The organism is Acidovorax facilis (genome assembly GCF_050626955.1).
Taxonomy (GTDB): domain Bacteria; phylum Pseudomonadota; class Gammaproteobacteria; order Burkholderiales; family Burkholderiaceae_C; genus Acidovorax; species Acidovorax facilis.
Genome location: NZ_CP192460.1, coordinates 3,681,368 through 3,696,266, shown reverse-complemented (window position 1 = coordinate 3,696,266; position 14,899 = coordinate 3,681,368). Strand labels below are relative to the sequence as shown.

The following is a 14,899-nucleotide window of genomic DNA, read 5'->3' as shown; positions in this document are numbered from 1 at the left end:
GAGCTGGCCTTGCCAGGCCACCGGTGGCGTCTCCTTGGGGGGAGGCGGCGCAGCCGCTCAGGGGGGGGCTGATCATGTCCGACCCCCACCCAGCACGGGGTTCACCCAATCGCGTGTGAGCCGCCCCACCAGGGCCTGGCCGGGCGGCAGGGTGATCTGCAGGCGCACGCCGTCGGGGATGGCCGAGGTGCCCACCGGGGTGGTGCCACTACTGGACAGCGGGTTGGACCACGCACCGCCCCGGTAATAGAAGATCTGCCAGTCCTCCAGCGGCAGCAGCGTCATCTCATGGCGCCGCTCGGCGTCGCCCGGGCTGCGCGCCCACTGCGCGGCCAGCTGCCACGCCTCCTGCCATTCGGCGCGCGTGCGCACCGGGGGCGACTGCCAGCGCATCCACTGGCCCACACCCTGGCCGCCCCGGCGCGTCCAGGCCACCACCAGGGCGCCCTCGTCGGGCACTGCGCTGGTGCGCCGCGTCAAACGCAGCACCTGGCCGTCCCAGTCGAGCGGCGTGGTGTTGGCAATGGGCAGCAGTGCATCCAGGTCCGTGCCCCACTGGCCCAGGGCAGACTGCAGCACCAGCATCTCGTCGGCCCGCTGGCGCGTGATCTCCTGCGCCCGCACCATCCCATCCAGCCCCCGCCAGCTCAGGATGGCCAGCAGGCTCATCACCGCAATGGCCAGCAGCAGCTCCACCAGCGTGAAGCCGCGCGCGCCTTTCAAAACCGGCGCGGCGCGAGGCCAGTGCACCCGTGGAACTGGCTCTGCCAGGCCACCGGGTGCGTCCCCCCCATGGGGGAAAGGCGCGAAGCGACTCAGGGGGGACATCTGGTCAATACCTTCCGATGATGGTCGAGATGCGCAGGATCGAGTTGTCGCCATCCAGCACCTGCGCGTCCATCCGGCGAAAGCTCGGGTTGGGCGTGGGCCGCACGATCAGGGCCACGGTGAGCTGGCGCCCGGCCTGTTCGCAGGTGACCTGGCTGTCGCCCACGCTGGGCATCTGGCGCGACAGGCGCGCATAGACCAGTTCGTTCTCGGCGCACAACTGGGCCAGCACGATGTCTGACTGGCGCAGCGCGTTGCGCGTGAGCGCCGTGGTGGCCTGCAGCCCTGCCATCAGTGCAATAGCCACGATGCTGAGCGCCACCAGCACCTCCACCAGCGTGAAGCCGCGCTGCTGCCTGCAACGGCGGTGGGGGGGCAGGGTGGACTTCATTGGACGGTCTCGACGGTGAAGGGGCGCACCCCGTCGGTGGAAATGCGCAGCGTGCGCTCGGGATAGGACTGGTGGGTGATCAGCACCTGCTGGGGGCCAATGAGGGGCTCTGGCCCCAGCACCAGCAGCGTGGGCGCGCGCACCGTGGTGCCCGCATCCAGCCACTGGCCGGGCATCGCCGCCAGTGCGCTGGGCGGCAGGCCCTCGAACCGGAACCCTCCGGCATCGGCACGCCAGCGCACGGGCATTCCCCCGGCGCGCGACTGCGCACGCGCAGATTCCAGTAACGCCGCCAGCCGGGCTGCCTCGCGCTCGACCAGCGTCTGCCCGCTGTCGCGCATGGCGATGCTCACACCGGCGGTGGCCAGGGCAATGATGCTGATGACCACCAGCAACTCAAGGAGGGTGAAGCCCCCCTGAGCCGCCGCGCGGCTTCCCTTCGGGGGGGAGATGCCGATGGCCTGGCGAAGCCAGTTCCACGACATCCCTGGCCGAGGGAGCGCCAGCTTCATGGAGCAGGGGTCTGTCGCGAAGAGCCGGTCGTCATTGCCAACTGCCAATATCAGCATCCTTGCCTTCACCGCCCGACTGCCCATCGGCGCCGAACGACATCACGTCGATCTCGCCCTTGATGCCAGGGTTCAGGTACTGGTACGGACGGCCCCAGGGGTCGTTGGGCAGTTTTTCGAGGTACAGCTTCCAGTTGTTGGGCACGGGGCCCGAGCTGGGCTTGACGATCAGCGATTGCAGGCCTTGCTCGGCCGTGGGGTAGCGCTGGTTGTCCAGGCGGTACAGCTTGAGCGCCTGCATGATGTTGGTGATGTCGGTGCGGGCAGCGGTCACGCGGGCGTCGTCGGCGCGTTCCAGCACATTGGGCACGATGAGGGCGGCCAGCACGCCGATGATGACGAGCACCACCATCAGCTCGATGAGGGTGAAGCCACGGGCCACGTTCGTGGCCAGGCGGTGGCGGGCGGAGCGCAAGAGGAGGGGGAAAGAAGTGTTCACTGCTGGCGGTCTCTGGGATGGTCGAATCGCGTGAATCATAATCCCCGCATGGTGACCAATACGTACAGCAAATGGGGCGTCCGCCTGGGGACTCTGGCGCTATGGGCCGCCGCAGGCGCCAGCGTGGTTTTTTGGGGGCTGCGCCTGTCGGCCCCTGCGGCCGGAGCGGCTGCGCCCGTGGTGCTGCCACCCCCCGTGGCGCCCGATGCGCAGGCTCTGGCCCGGCTGCTGGGGGCTGCGCCCGCTGCCCCGGGGGTGGTCGCAGCCGCCCCGGTGGCAACACTGGCCAGCCGCTTCGCACTGATCGGGGTGCTCTCGGGTCGCAACAGCGGGGGCGGCGCCGCGCTGATCGCGGTGGATGGCAAACCCGCCAAGCCGTTCCGCGTGGGCGCCGCGGTGGATGAAGGGCTGGTGCTGCAGGCGCTGGGCCCACGCCAGGCGCAACTGGGGCGCGATGCTGATGGCCCTGCCACGCTGACGCTGGACATGCCGCTCAAGCGTTGATGCTTGATGCCGGGGCGGGGGGCTCCGGCTCCTATCCCAGTTCGGTCCTCTCCCACTCGCCCCAGCCCGGCGCGGCTACGGGCCATTCTTCCGAGCGCGGCAGCACGCCGTTGCCGTGCGCCCTCAGCCACGCCACGCTGCGGATGACCCCGGCGTGGGTGATCCACACCACATCCTGTGTGGCCCCGGGGCCGTGGTCCTGCAGCGCAGCCGCCACGCGGGCCAGCACCGCTGCCAGGTTTTCCCCCAGGCCAGGGCGGTAGCTCGCGAAGGCGGCCGTCCAGGCGTCGATGTCGCTGCGGGCAATGGACTCCCAGGCCTGCCCCTCCCAGCTGCCAAAGTCCATTTCGCGCAGGCGGGCGTCGGGTTTTGATACCAAATCGGGCCGCAGCGCTTGAAGCTCTAGCGCAAGCTGCTCGCATCTTTGCAGGGTGGAGTGAATCACCCGCGACTGGGGTGGCAGCGCGGCGGCCAGGTGTTCTGCGGCAGCGCGCGTGGCGGCGGGGTCGGCGGGGATGTCCAGCGCCCCATAGCAGGTGCCGGGAGCCACCAGCGGCTGGGCGTGGCGCACCAGCCAAAGGCGAGTTTTGGGGGGGGCGCCGGTCACATCCAGCGCAAGGCCAGCGCCGCGCCCAGGTAAAAGCCGATTTCGCTGACCTGCTGCGTGGCACCCAGGCAGTCGCCGGTAAAACCCTGCAGCCTGCGCGCGAACCAGCGGGCCATCCAGGCGGCGGCAAGGGCGCTGCAGAGTATAGACGCTATAAAATAAATAGCTGATTGCGCTTGATAGACAAGCGCTAGCGGCACAAAACACCACAAAAATGCCGCCAGCAGCGCGCCGCCCGAAATCTGGTCGGCCAGCGGCTTGCTTTTGGACCGGGCGGTGTCGCCCACATGCGGCAGGCTGCGCACGATGAGCAGCGGCCAGAAACGCGACAGCACATGCGCCCCCACCAGCGCGGCCACGGCAGCCAGCAGGCTGTGGGCCCCCAGCAGCGCCAGCAGGCTGAGCTTGGCCAGCAGCGCCAGCACCAGCGCCATGGCCCCGAAGGCGCCGATGCGCGAGTCCTTCATGATGTCGAGTGCCCGCTCGCGATCGGCGCTGCCGCCCAGGCCATCGGCCACATCGGCAAGCCCATCCTCGTGAAAGCCGCCGGTCATCAGCACCGTGGCGATGGTGCAGAACACGGCAGCCACGGCCGGGGCCAGCGGGTTGGGCGCCAGGGCCCAGTGCAATGCGGCATAGATGCCCGTGGACAGCAGCGCGGCCAGCCAGCCAATGCCCGGAAAGTGCGCCGCGCTGGCCCGCAGCATGGCGGGGCTGTAGCCGACCCAGTCTGCCAGCCGACCAGTGACCGGGATGCGGGTGAAAAACTGCACGGCCAGCAGATAGTGGCGCAGGGCTTGCATGGTTTGGCTAGGGCTATGTCAGATTTGATAGCTGCCAGCGCTTGATGGATAAGCGCTGGAGGCCAATTTGGCCCATATTTTGGTTACTTGGATCGCAGGAACAGCCGGTAGGCCGGGTTCAGCGTCTCTTCCACATACGGATAGCCCAGCGTGGCCAGGAAGGCGTCGAACGTGGCGGCGTCTTCGGGCGGCACCTGCATGCCCACGAGGATGCGGCCATAGTCGGCGCCCTGGTTGCGGTAGTGGAACAGGCTGATGTTCCAGGTCGGCTGCATCAGGCTCAAAAACTTGAGCAGCGCGCCGGGCCGCTCGGGGAAGGTGAAGCGCATCAGGCGCTCGTCCTGCGCGAGCGCCGAATGCCCGCCCACCAAGTGGCGCAGATGCTCCTTGGCCAGTTCGTCGTGGGTCAGGTCCAGTGCCTCGAAGCCGTGGCGGCCGAAGTTCTTGGCGATTTTCTCCGACTCGCCCTTGCCATTGGTGGTGATGCCCACGAACACATGGGCCTGGGCGGCATCGCTGATGCGGTAGTTGAACTCGGTCACGTTGCGCGGGCCACCCGGCAGGCCGCCCACCACCTCGCAAAAGCGGCGGAAGCTGCCGCGTTCTTCGGGGATGGTGACGGCCAGAAGCGCCTCGCGCTCCTCGCCCACTTCGGCGCGCTCGGCCACAAAACGCAGGCGGTCGAAGTTCATGTTGGCGCCGCACAGGATGGCGGCATAGGTTTCGCCCTTGGTTTTCTTTTCAGCAACGTACTGCTTGATGGCCGCCACGGCGAGAGCCCCTGCGGGTTCGACGATGCTGCGCGTATCCACAAAGATGTCCTTGATGGCGGCGCAGACGGCGTCGGTGTCCACCGTGATGAATTCGTCCACCAGGCCGCTGTGGGCGATGCGGAAGGTCTCCTCGCCCACCAGCTTGACGGCGGTGCCGTCCGAGAACAAACCCACGTCGGCCAGCGTCACGCGCTCATGTGCGTTGACGGACTGGATCATGGCGTCCGAGTCGTTCATCTGCACGCCGATCACCTTGATCTCGGGCCGCACGGCCTTGATGTAGTTGGCCACGCCCGAGATGAGCCCGCCGCCGCCAATGGCCACAAACACGGCGTCGAGCTGGTTGCTGCCCAGGCTTTGCAGCTGGCGCAGGACCTCCATGGCGATGGTGCCCTGGCCGGCAATGACGTCCGGGTCGTCGAACGGGTGCACGAAGGTCAGGCCCTGTTCCTTCTCCAGCTTCACCGAATGGCCGTAGGCATCGGAATAGCTCTCGCCAAACAGCACGACCTCGCCGCCCAGCGTCTTCACGGCGTCGATCTTGAGCTGCGGCGTGGTGGTGGGCATCACGATGACGGCGCGCGTGCCCAGCTTGTGGGCGCTCATGGCCACGCCTTGCGCGTGGTTGCCGGCCGAGGCGCAGATCACCCCGCGTGCCAACTGCTCGGGCGTGAGGTGCGCCATCTTGTTGTAGGCACCCCGCAGCTTGAAGCTGAACACGGGCTGCTGGTCTTCGCGCTTGAGCAGCACTTTGTTGTGCAGGCGGCGGCTGAGGTTCTTGGCGGGCTCCAGCGCCGACTCCACCGCCACGTCGTACACGCGGGCGGTCAGGATTTTTTTCAGGTAGTCGGCGGGGGTGAGGTGCTGGGTCATGGCAGGGCAGGTGGGCCGCCACGGGGCAGCGGCGGGGGTCCACATCATAGGGGGTCGGTTTTTTGGGGGGCGATGCGCCGCTGAGGGAAGCTATCGAGGCCAGTTCAGCCAAAAAAAAGCCCCAAGCCGTGAGGCCTGGGGCTAATCCATCCTTTGAGGAGATGGAGGAGACAATCGGTGCGGGACAAGTGCCGAAAACCGGGCTTCTTGCCATCTGCCTTTTCCATCCAGAAAAAGCAGCGCTTGGTGGAAGTTTAGCGCGAGTCTTGTTGCATTGCAGCAAAATCAACACCAAATTTTTATTTCGCCGGGCCATTCCGTGCGAAAAAAACCACGCACCAAAAAGGAGATACACCATGGAATGCACAGTCAGCTGGACCGGAGGCACAGGAACCCGTTCTGGCATGGGCTTTGTGGCCGAGACCGGCAGCGGCCATGTTTTAACGATGGATGGCGCGCCCGATGCCGCCAATCCGGCCAACGGCGGGCTGAACCTGGCGCCCCGGCCCATGGAGACAGTGCTGGCCGGCACAGGCGGCTGCACGGCCTACGACGTGGTGCTCATCCTCAAGCGGGGCCGCCACGATGTGCGCGGCTGCAGTGTCAAGCTGACCACCGAACGCGCCCAGACGGACCCCAAGGTGTTCACCAAGATCCATATGCATTTCACCGTGACCGGCAAGGGTATCCCGCCCGCTGCGGTAGAGCGCGCGATCGCCATGAGCCATGACAAATACTGCTCGGCCAGCATCATGCTGGGCAAGACGGCGGAGATCACCACCGGGTTTGAAGTGGTCGAGGCATGAGGTAGACCTCCCCCTGAGTCGCCTGCGGCGCCTTCCCCCTCTCTCGCTGTGCGGGAGGGGGACGCACCCGGTGGCCTGGGAAGGCCAGTTCCACGGCGTCTGCTGGCTTGGGCTGCGCCAGTTTTTGAGGTCGTCGCGCGCGATGCACCCTGGCGCAAGCGGTCAGTGCGTGCGCAGTGCGGCCAGTGCTCAGAGGTAGTGCGCGGTGGTGGTCATCACCTTGGCGGCTACCTTCATCGCCGCCCGGGCGGGGGGCGGCAGTTCCAGCGCTCCGGATGCCCGTGCCTGGGCGGCATGGCGCTCCTCGTCGTCCTTCATACGGGCCACCACGGCCCGCGAGGGCAGGTCTTGTGTGGGAAGCCGTGCGAGGTGGCTTTGAAGGTGCGCCGCCACCTGGTTTTCCGTTTCCGCCACAAAACCCAGACTTGCCCGGTCGCTGACCTTGGCGGCGACCAGCCCCAGCGCGAAGGCGCCCGCAAACCACAGGGGGTTCAGCAGGCTGGGCCGGGCGCCCAGCGCGTCCAGGCGCTGCTGGGTCCAGGCGAGATGGTCTGTTTCTTCGCGGGCGGCCTCCAGCAGATGGGCTTGAAGCGCGGGGTCGCGCGTGATGGCTGCCTGCGCGGTGTACAGGGCTTGTGCGCAGACTTCGCCCACGTGGTTGACACGCATCAGCGCCCCCGCCAGCTTCTTCTGGGTGGGGTCGAGTGCTCCTTCGTCCATGCCGCGCGCCGGCGTGGGCTCCGATGCCCGGGGTGTTGCAAAAAGTGTGCGCAGTGCGGTGTCAGCCGCAATAAGCAAAGAGTCCATGGAGGCTTTCAGTTTGGCAAGAGCGCAGAAACACAATTTTCACTTGGATACAAATCTCAGGCGCTGGCAGGAGCTGCTACAAGGCGCAGCAGATCGATTTTGCCGAGGTTCATGGAAATGTTGCAACACTGCAACGATTTTTCCCTTTCGGGTCGATTGTGGGTGAATTCCTTTGCGAAACCTGGCCGGGTCTGGTGCAATAAGAGCAACTTCCCCACCAGGAGGTTGGCCCGGGGAACCGGCGGGACTGTGCAGGTGCTTTCACCATAGACCCCCCGTACCGGAGCCCGATGTTTAACCTTGGAGTAACTCGCAATGAAAAAATCCCTGATTGCCCTGGCTGTGCTGGCTGCTTCCGGCGCTGCAATGGCTCAATCGTCCGTAACCCTGTTCGGTATCGTTGACGCTACCTACGCATACGGTTCCGGCAGCGTCGCCAACAAGTCCCAACTGACGAACTCCGGCTACAACAGCAGCCGTCTGGGCTTCCGCGGTGTTGAAGATCTGGGTGGCGGCATGTCCGCTTCGTTCTGGCTCGAAGCTGGCGTGAACAACGACAACGGTTCCGGTGGCACCACCAGCACCAACAACCAAGGCGCAAGCGGCGTCACCGGCGGTGGCGGCTTGACCTTCAACCGTCGTTCGACCGTCAGCCTGAACGGCGGCTTCGGTGAAGTGCGTCTGGGCCGTGACTACACGCCCCAATTCTGGAACCTGACCGTGTTCGATCCGTTCGGCACGAACGGTGTTGGCACGACCCAAACCCTGAACTCCAGCCTGGGTGGCCCAACCACCGTGCGCGCTTCGAACTCCATCGGCTACTTCCTGCCTGGCAACCTGGGCGGTTTCTACGGCCAAGCCCAGTACTACATGGGTGAAAACCTGAGCAACGCAGCCAACAAGAAGGACGGCAACGGCCTGGCTCTGCGCGCTGGTTACGCCAATGGCCCCATCAACGTGGCTCTGGCTTTCTCTGACACCAAGTTCCTGTCGGGCAACATCAAGGCTGTGAACCTGGGCGGTCAATACGACCTGGGCGTGGCCAAGATCATGGCTCACTACAACCAAGACGACGTCAAGGGCGGCGCTGAAGGCAAGGGCTTCCTGATCGGTGGTCTGGTGCCCGTGGGCGCTGGTGAAATCCGTCTGGCTTACTCCACCTACAAGATCGACCAAGTTGGTGCTGACCCACGTTCGAACAAGATCGCTCTGGGCTACGTGCACAACCTGTCCAAGCGCACGGCTCTGTACGCAACGTACGCTCACGTGAGCAACAAGAACGGCGCTGCTCAGTCCCTGAACGGTTCCGTGACTGCTGCTGGCGACAACTCCAACGGCTACGACTTCGGTATCCGTCACAGCTTCTAATATCGAGACTGGCTTCTGGCCAGTTACCGGTATCAAAGCTAAAAAAGCCGCCTTCGGGCGGCTTTTTTTTGTCTGCTGATTTGTGCTTGGTGGTTGGTTGTGCGGACTTCCTGTATGTAACTCCGGGTACATCCGCCCTACGGATCGGTCGGATGATGTCGGGCAATGGCGTCCTTCGGCCTGTCTCCGAGGTTTCTTCCTCTTGTTTGCTTTGGTGCAGATTCTTGGCACCATCCTTGCGTGCTGCTTCCCTACAAAATCAGCCCTTAGAGGCCCTTCGTAGTGCCCGGGATTCAGGGATTTCCCGTTGGCTATAGAGCAACCTTTACTGCATAGTAAAACTTTTATTCAAGAGGGTTCCATGAAACTCAAATACAGTCTTTTGTCGGTGGCTGCGGCTGCTGCACTGCTTGTGGCGCCAGCCCTGCATGCCAAGCCCTTCAAATGGGCTAGCCAGGGGGAAATCGCGACCTGGGATATCCATTCCCAGAACAACGCGCTCCAGAATGGCATCCATGCGAATGTGTATGAAAGCCTGGTTTACTACAACAGCAAGACCTTTGACGTAGAGCCCGTGCTGGCAACGGCCTGGAAAGAAATCAGCCCCACGCAGGTGCGTTTCACGCTGCGCCAAGGGGTGAAGTTCCATGATGGTTCGGCCTTCACCGCCGACGATGCGGTGTATTCGCTGCAGCGCGCGATGGCCAAGACATCGAATTTCACCCCCTACATCCAGGGAATCAGCAAGATCAACAAGGTGGATGCGCAAACCATCGACGTCATCCTGACCGCTCCCAACCCTGTGCTGCTGCGCCAGATGACCGAACTGCGCATGATGAGCAAGGCCTGGGCGGAAAAGAACAAGTCGGTCGAGCCCAAAGACATCAAGGGCACCGACGAAAACTTTGCCCACCGCAATGCCATGGGCACCGGTCCTTACACGCTGGAATCGTGGCAGCCTGATGTGAAGATGGTGTTCAAGCGCAACCCCAACTGGTGGGGCAAGATGGACGGGAACGTGACCGAAATCGTCTACACCCCGATCAAGTCTGCTGCCACACGCATTGCAGCCCTGCTGTCGGGCGAAGTGGACATGGTGCTCGACCCCACTCCCCAGGATCTGGGCCGCTTGCGCGCCAGCCCCGACCTCAAGGTGATTGACGGCATTGAGAACCGCACCATCTTCCTGGGCATGGACCAGTTCCGCGACGAACTGCCAGGCTCGAACATCAAGGGCAAAAATCCGCTCAAGGACGTGCGCGTGCGCAAGGCCCTGTACCAGGCGATTGACGCAGAAACCATTTCCCGCAACATCATGCGTGGCCTGGGCAAGCCCACGGGCACCATCGTGGCCCCACAGGTGGCGGGTTATACCGAGGCCGTTGGCAAGCGGTTCCCCTATAGCGTTGAAGCCTCCAAGAAGTTGCTGGCCGAGGCCGGTTACCCCGATGGTTTTGAGGTGGACTTTGCCTGCCCCAACAACCGCTACATCAATGACGAAGCCATCTGCCAGGCCGTGACCGCCATGTGGTCGCGCGTGGGCGTAAAGGCCAAGCTGCGCACGCTGCCCCTGGTCAATTACTTCCCGATGATTCAGCGCTACGAAGCCAGCATCTACATGCTGGGCTGGGGTGTGCCGACCTTCGATGCGCTGTACAGCCTGCAATCGCTGGTCCGCACTGTGGGCCAAGGTGGTGACGGCAACTACAACGTGGGCCGCTACAGCAACCAGCGCATGGACTATCTGGTGGACCGCATCAAGGCAGAAACCGATGCACCGGTGCGCGCCCGCATGCTGACGGAAGCGCTGCAACTGTCCAACGACACCGTGTCCCACATTCCTCTGCATGACCAGGTGATCCCATGGGCCGTGAAGAAGAACATTGAACTGGTTCACCGCGCGGATAACCGCGTGGACATGCGCACCGTCAAGGTGAATTGACCGGTGCCTGACACACTGAGAGCAAGGGCCCCGAGGCCCTTGCTTTCTTTGTTTTGTTTTCTGGTCCGGTTTGACGACCGCTTATTGCCTGCCAGCGCCCTGCCATCAAAAGTGGCTGTGGCGTTCCCATCGAACACTCAATCGACTCTCCGATGCTCGCCTTTATATTGCGCCGCCTGATACAGGCTGTGATTGTCATGGTCACGGTGGCCTTCATCTCCTTCATGCTGTTCCAGTACGTGGGAGACCCTGTGGTGTTCCTGCTGGGCCAGGACGCCACCCCCGAGCAGATCCGCGAACTGCGCGCCTCGCTCGGTCTGGACAAGCCCTTTTTCGTGCAGTTCTGGCATTTTTTGGTCAACGCAGCCCAGGGCGAATTCGGCCTGAGCCTGCGCCAGGGTGCCAAGGTTTCGCGACTGATTGCAGAGCGCTTTCCCGCCACACTGGAGCTGGCTTTGGTGGCTGCTTTCCTGGCCCTGGTCATTGGCGTGCCCATGGGCGTGTATGCAGCCCTCAAGCGCGGCACCTTCACAAGCCAGCTGTTCATGACCATCTCACTGCTGGGCGTGTCGCTGCCAACGTTCCTGATCGGCATCCTGCTGATCCTGGTGTTCGCTGTCACCCTGGGCTGGTTCCCCAGCTTCGGGCGCGGTGAAGTGGTACAGATGGGATGGTGGAGCACGGGCCTGCTCAAGGCCAAGGGCTGGCACCACATCACGCTGCCTGCCATCACGCTGGCGATTTTCCAGCTCACGCTGATCATGCGGCTGGTGCGCGCAGAAATGCTGGAGGTGCTGCGCACCGACTACATCAAGTTCGCACGCGCCCGGGGCCTGTCCAATCGCGCCATTCACTTCGGCCATGCGCTCAAGAACACGCTGGTGCCCGTGATGACCATCACCGGCCTGCAGCTGGGTGGTCTGATTGCCTTCGCCATCATCACCGAGACCGTGTTCCAGTGGCCCGGCATGGGCCTGCTGTTCATCCAGGCCGTGACCTTTGCCGACATTCCGGTGATGGCCGCCTACCTGTGCTTGATTGCCTTGATCTTTGTGGTAATCAATCTGGTGGTGGACCTGTTGTATTTTGCGGTCGATCCTCGCCTGCGCGTAGGCAAGGCAGGAGGGCATTGAATGAACTCCCCCTTGAGTCGCTTCGCGCCATCCCCCCAAAGGGGGGACGCTCCCAGCGCGGCGGGGCGGCCCTTGCGCGGGAGCGCTGGCCTGTGCCGCGCCGGTTTTGCCGGCTGCTGGCGCTGCACGAGCTTTCGGGACGCCTGACATGCAGTCGCTTCGATACAAAGCCGGAGGCCGGGCGTTTGCGCACATCGCGCAGTACCACCCCGAGCTGACCGCGCTGCGCCGGGACCTGCACGCCCACCCTGAGCTGGGTTTCGAGGAGATCTACACCAGCACGCGCGTCAAAGAGGCCCTGAAGCTCTGCGGCGTGGACGAGATCCACGACGGCATTGGCCGCACAGGAGTCGTGGGCGTGATCCGCGGCCGCAGCACCTCCAGTGGCAGCATGGTCGGCCTGCGTGCCGACATGGATGCGCTGCCGCTGGCCGAGCACAACGATTTCTCCTGGAAGTCGTGCAAGCCGGGCCTCATGCATGGCTGCGGCCACGACGGCCACACCGCCATGCTGGTGGGGGCTGCGCGCTACCTGGCCGAGACCCGCAACTTCGACGGCACAGCCGTGCTCGTGTTTCAGCCGGGCGAAGAAGGTTTTGCTGGAGCCCGCGTCATGATGGAAGACGGGCTGTTTGACCGTTTCCCGGTGCAGTCCATCTACGCCATGCACAACTGGCCCGCGATGAAGCCCGGCACCGTGGGCATCAACTCCGGGCCCATGATGGCTGCGGCGGATCGCTTCACCATCGAGATCACGGGACGCGGCGGCCACGGTGCCCATGCCTACCAGACGGTGGACGTGCTGGTTGTGGCCGCGCACATCATTACGGCCGCGCAAAGCATCGTCTCGCGCAATGTGCGCCCCATTGAAAGCGCCGTGGTCAGCATCTGCGCCGCACAGGCTGGCGACCTGGGGGCCTTCAGTGTGCTGCCGGGCTCTGCCACCCTGGTGGGCACCGTGCGGACATTTGATCCGGTCGTGCAGGAGATGGTGGAAAAACGCCTCAAGGAGCTGTGCAACGCCATTGCCCTGGGCTTTGGCGCCACGGCCACGGTGCACTACGAGCGCATCTACCCGGCCACGATCAACAGCGAAAGCGAAGCCATCTTTGCCGGCGACGTGGCCGAATCCCTGCTGGGTGCCGACCATGTGGTGCGTGACCTGGAGCCCAGTATGGGGGCCGAGGACTTCGCCTTCATGCTCCAGACCCGCCCCGGTGCCTATCTGCGCATCGGCCAGGGCACAGGGGCCAGTGGCAGCGCCTTGCACAACAGCCGCTACGACTTCAACGACGACATCCTGCCCCTGGGCTCAGCGCTGCACGCAAGCCTTATCGAGCAGGCCATGCCTTTGGCGGCAGCTTGAAGCACCGTCCAACCAGCCTGCCCATTTGCACTACCGCGCCACGGCCCAACCCTTTCACCCCGCTTTCCCCAACCTGGAGGTTTCCATGAAATTCCATAAAAAAATCGCTCTGACCGCTCTCTTTACCGCGTTGGCGGCGGCGAGCCTGGTGGCCCAAGCTCAGACCATCCGCATCGCCAACCAGGGTGACTCGCTGTCGATGGACCCCCACTCGCTCAATGAGTCGCTGCAGCTGAGCGTCACCGGCAACGTCTATGAGTCGCTGGTCGGCCGCAACAAGGACCTGAGCCTGGCGCCTGCCCTGGCGACGAGCTGGAAGCAGACGTCGCCCACCGTGTGGCGTTTCGAGTTGCGCAAGGGCGTGCAATTCCACGACGGCACCCCTTTCACGGCCGATGACGTGGTGTTCAGCTTCGGGCGCACCCAGGTGGAAGGCTCGGACATGAAGAGCTACACCAACGACTTCAAGGAAGTGCGCAAGATCGACGACCACACGGTCGAAATCGAAACCAAGACCCCCTTCCCGATCCTGCCGGATGTGATCTCGCTCGTGTACATGATGAGCAAGAAGTGGTGCGAGACCAACCAGGCCCTGGGCCCGGTGGACCGCCGCAAGGGCATCGAGAACGCCGCCTCGTTCCGTGCCAACGGCACGGGCCCCTTCCGCCTGCGTGAGCGCCAGCCCAACGTGCGCTCGGTGTTTACACGCAACGGCAGCTACTGGGGCAAGATCGAAGGCAACGTCAGCGAAGTCGTTTTCACCCCCATCGGCAACGATGCGACCCGTGTGGCCGCCCTGCTTTCGGGCGAGGTGGACGTGATGGAACCCGTACCCGTGCAGGACATCGAACGCGTGAACGGCAGCGCTAACACCCGTGCCATCACCGGCCCCGAACTGCGCACCATCTTCCTGGGCATGGACCAAAAGCGTGACGAACTGCTGTACTCCAACGTCAAGGGCAAGAACCCCTTCAAGGACAAGCGTGTGCGCCAGGCCTTCTACCAGGCCATCGACATCGAAGGGATCAAGAAGACCGTGATGCGTGGTGCATCCAACCCCTCGGCCCTGCTCGTGGGTCCCGGCATCAATGGCTTCCAGCCTGACGCGAAGCGCCTTCCCTACGACGTCGAAGCTGCCAAGAAGCTGATGGCCGAAGCCGGCTATCCCAACGGCTTCGAAGTGGCCATGAACTGCCCGAACGATCGCTACGTGAATGATGGCCGCATCTGCCAGACAGTGGCCGCCAACCTCTCGCGCATCAACGTCAAGATCAACCTGCAGGCCGAAACCAAGGGCACCTACTTCCCCAAGGTGCTGCGCCGCGACACCAGCTTTTACATGCTGGGCTGGACGCCCGCCACCTACGACTCGCACAACGCGCTCAACGCCCTCATGCGCTGCGTGGATGACAAGGGGTCCGGCCAGTTCAACCTGGGCGCCTACTGCAACCCCAAGGTCGATGAGCTGACACTCAAGATCCAGGCCGAGACCGACAAGGTCAAGCGCAACGCGATGATCAAGGAAGTCTTCGATCTGCACGCGGCCGATGTAGGCCACATTCCCCTGCACCAGCAAGCGCTGGCCTGGGGCGTGGGCAAGAACGTCAAGCTCGTGCAGCTGGCCGACAACTTCATGCACTTCAAGTGGATGAGCATCACCAAGTAAGAAGGGGCGCAGAAGTCCCTACGT

General features: G+C 64.0%; 15 protein-coding genes. 7 read left to right on the top strand and 8 right to left on the bottom strand.

The window, feature by feature from the left end:
• Nucleotides 1–72: 72 nt before the first annotated feature.
• Genes ACQ4MJ_RS16920 through gspG form a run of 4 tightly spaced genes read right to left on the bottom strand, consistent with a single transcriptional unit; the run spans nt 73 to nt 2,227 of the window.
• On the bottom strand, nt 73–828 hold the full coding sequence (locus tag ACQ4MJ_RS16920) for a PulJ/GspJ family protein (protein ID WP_431151897.1): 756 nt from the start codon (nt 826–828) through the stop codon (nt 73–75).
• A 4-nt stretch (nt 829–832) separates the two neighbouring features.
• Nucleotides 833–1,219: a type II secretion system minor pseudopilin GspI gene (gene gspI / locus ACQ4MJ_RS16915; protein ID WP_121507530.1), complete on the bottom strand. Its 387-nt coding sequence runs from the start codon at nt 1,217–1,219 to the stop codon at nt 833–835.
• Nucleotides 1,216–1,731, bottom strand: coding sequence for a prepilin-type N-terminal cleavage/methylation domain-containing protein (locus ACQ4MJ_RS16910; RefSeq protein ID WP_431151898.1), 516 nt, complete (start codon nt 1,729–1,731; stop codon nt 1,216–1,218). The genes gspI and ACQ4MJ_RS16910 overlap by 4 nt, the downstream gene beginning before the upstream one ends.
• Nucleotides 1,732–1,762: 31 nt before the next feature.
• Nucleotides 1,763–2,227, bottom strand: coding sequence for a type II secretion system major pseudopilin GspG (gspG, locus tag ACQ4MJ_RS16905; protein ID WP_370109541.1), 465 nt, complete (start codon nt 2,225–2,227; stop codon nt 1,763–1,765).
• A 48-nt stretch (nt 2,228–2,275) separates the two neighbouring features.
• Here gspG and ACQ4MJ_RS16900 point away from each other — a divergent pair, with 48 nt between their 5' ends.
• Complete coding sequence (locus tag ACQ4MJ_RS16900; protein WP_055398539.1) at nt 2,276–2,731, top strand: type II secretion system protein N; 456 nt, start codon at nt 2,276–2,278, stop codon at nt 2,729–2,731.
• Between the two features lie 31 nt (nt 2,732–2,762).
• Here the strand turns inward: ACQ4MJ_RS16900 and ACQ4MJ_RS16895 are convergent, their stop codons facing one another.
• From ACQ4MJ_RS16895 to ilvA, 3 genes are all read right to left on the bottom strand, one after another.
• Nucleotides 2,763–3,344: a histidine phosphatase family protein gene (locus ACQ4MJ_RS16895; protein ID WP_431153055.1), complete on the bottom strand. Its 582-nt coding sequence runs from the start codon at nt 3,342–3,344 to the stop codon at nt 2,763–2,765.
• A complete protein-coding gene (gene cobS, locus ACQ4MJ_RS16890) occupies nt 3,335–4,141 on the bottom strand; it encodes an adenosylcobinamide-GDP ribazoletransferase (RefSeq protein WP_431151899.1) in 807 nt (268 codons plus the stop codon). Before cobS ends, ACQ4MJ_RS16895 begins: the two co-directional genes overlap by 10 nt.
• 83 nt (nt 4,142–4,224) lie before the next feature.
• Entirely contained in the window at nt 4,225–5,787 is a 1,563-nt protein-coding gene (gene ilvA, locus ACQ4MJ_RS16885; protein ID WP_431151900.1) for a threonine ammonia-lyase, biosynthetic, read from the bottom strand.
• A 356-nt stretch (nt 5,788–6,143) separates the two neighbouring features.
• On the opposite strand from ilvA, the gene ACQ4MJ_RS16880 reads away from it, so the two are divergent.
• A complete protein-coding gene (locus ACQ4MJ_RS16880) occupies nt 6,144–6,593 on the top strand; it encodes an OsmC family protein (protein ID WP_055398537.1) in 450 nt (149 codons plus the stop codon).
• Between the two features lie 189 nt (nt 6,594–6,782).
• Here ACQ4MJ_RS16880 and coq7 read toward each other — a convergent pair whose 3' ends face one another.
• Complete coding sequence (gene coq7 / locus ACQ4MJ_RS16875) at nt 6,783–7,400, bottom strand: 2-polyprenyl-3-methyl-6-methoxy-1,4-benzoquinone monooxygenase (protein ID WP_055398536.1); 618 nt, start codon at nt 7,398–7,400, stop codon at nt 6,783–6,785.
• A gap of 315 nt (nt 7,401–7,715) precedes the next feature.
• Here coq7 and ACQ4MJ_RS16870 point away from each other — a divergent pair, with 315 nt between their 5' ends.
• The 5 genes from ACQ4MJ_RS16870 (at nt 7,716) to ACQ4MJ_RS16850 (ending at nt 14,875) form a co-directional block, all read left to right on the top strand.
• Nucleotides 7,716–8,768: a porin gene (locus ACQ4MJ_RS16870; protein ID WP_121422331.1), complete on the top strand. Its 1,053-nt coding sequence runs from the start codon at nt 7,716–7,718 to the stop codon at nt 8,766–8,768.
• Nucleotides 8,769–9,129: 361 nt separating this feature from the next.
• Entirely contained in the window at nt 9,130–10,710 is a 1,581-nt protein-coding gene (locus tag ACQ4MJ_RS16865) for an ABC transporter substrate-binding protein (protein WP_121507525.1), read from the top strand.
• Nucleotides 10,711–10,862: 152 nt separating this feature from the next.
• Complete coding sequence (locus ACQ4MJ_RS16860; RefSeq protein WP_121422333.1) at nt 10,863–11,843, top strand: ABC transporter permease; 981 nt, start codon at nt 10,863–10,865, stop codon at nt 11,841–11,843.
• A 148-nt stretch (nt 11,844–11,991) separates the two neighbouring features.
• Nucleotides 11,992–13,209: a M20 aminoacylase family protein gene (locus tag ACQ4MJ_RS16855; RefSeq protein WP_121507524.1), complete on the top strand. Its 1,218-nt coding sequence runs from the start codon at nt 11,992–11,994 to the stop codon at nt 13,207–13,209.
• An 85-nt stretch (nt 13,210–13,294) separates the two neighbouring features.
• Nucleotides 13,295–14,875, top strand: coding sequence for an ABC transporter substrate-binding protein (locus ACQ4MJ_RS16850; protein ID WP_431151902.1), 1,581 nt, complete (start codon nt 13,295–13,297; stop codon nt 14,873–14,875).
• Nucleotides 14,876–14,899: the final 24 nt, after the last annotated feature.

What these genes read in the sequence shown, in the direction of transcription:
- ACQ4MJ_RS16870 (WP_121422331.1), top strand. Translation starts at nt 7,716, where the DNA reads ATGAAAAAATCCCTGATTGCCCTGGCTGTGCTGGCTGCTTCCGGCGCT.
- ACQ4MJ_RS16860 (WP_121422333.1), top strand. Translation starts at nt 10,863, where the DNA reads ATGCTCGCCTTTATATTGCGCCGCCTGATACAGGCTGTGATTGTCATG.
- ACQ4MJ_RS16850 (WP_431151902.1), top strand. Translation starts at nt 13,295, where the DNA reads ATGAAATTCCATAAAAAAATCGCTCTGACCGCTCTCTTTACCGCGTTG.
- ACQ4MJ_RS16920 (WP_431151897.1), bottom strand. Translation starts at nt 828, where the DNA reads ATGTCCCCCCTGAGTCGCTTCGCGCCTTTCCCCCATGGGGGGGACGCA.
- coq7 (WP_055398536.1), bottom strand. Translation starts at nt 7,400, where the DNA reads ATGGACTCTTTGCTTATTGCGGCTGACACCGCACTGCGCACACTTTTT.
- ACQ4MJ_RS16880 (WP_055398537.1), top strand. Translation starts at nt 6,144, where the DNA reads ATGGAATGCACAGTCAGCTGGACCGGAGGCACAGGAACCCGTTCTGGC.
- cobS (WP_431151899.1), bottom strand. Translation starts at nt 4,141, where the DNA reads ATGCAAGCCCTGCGCCACTATCTGCTGGCCGTGCAGTTTTTCACCCGC.
- ACQ4MJ_RS16910 (WP_431151898.1), bottom strand. Translation starts at nt 1,731, where the DNA reads ATGAAGCTGGCGCTCCCTCGGCCAGGGATGTCGTGGAACTGGCTTCGC.
- ACQ4MJ_RS16900 (WP_055398539.1), top strand. Translation starts at nt 2,276, where the DNA reads ATGGTGACCAATACGTACAGCAAATGGGGCGTCCGCCTGGGGACTCTG.
- ACQ4MJ_RS16865 (WP_121507525.1), top strand. Translation starts at nt 9,130, where the DNA reads ATGAAACTCAAATACAGTCTTTTGTCGGTGGCTGCGGCTGCTGCACTG.
- ilvA (WP_431151900.1), bottom strand. Translation starts at nt 5,787, where the DNA reads ATGACCCAGCACCTCACCCCCGCCGACTACCTGAAAAAAATCCTGACC.
- ACQ4MJ_RS16855 (WP_121507524.1), top strand. Translation starts at nt 11,992, where the DNA reads ATGCAGTCGCTTCGATACAAAGCCGGAGGCCGGGCGTTTGCGCACATC.
- gspI (WP_121507530.1), bottom strand. Translation starts at nt 1,219, where the DNA reads ATGAAGTCCACCCTGCCCCCCCACCGCCGTTGCAGGCAGCAGCGCGGC.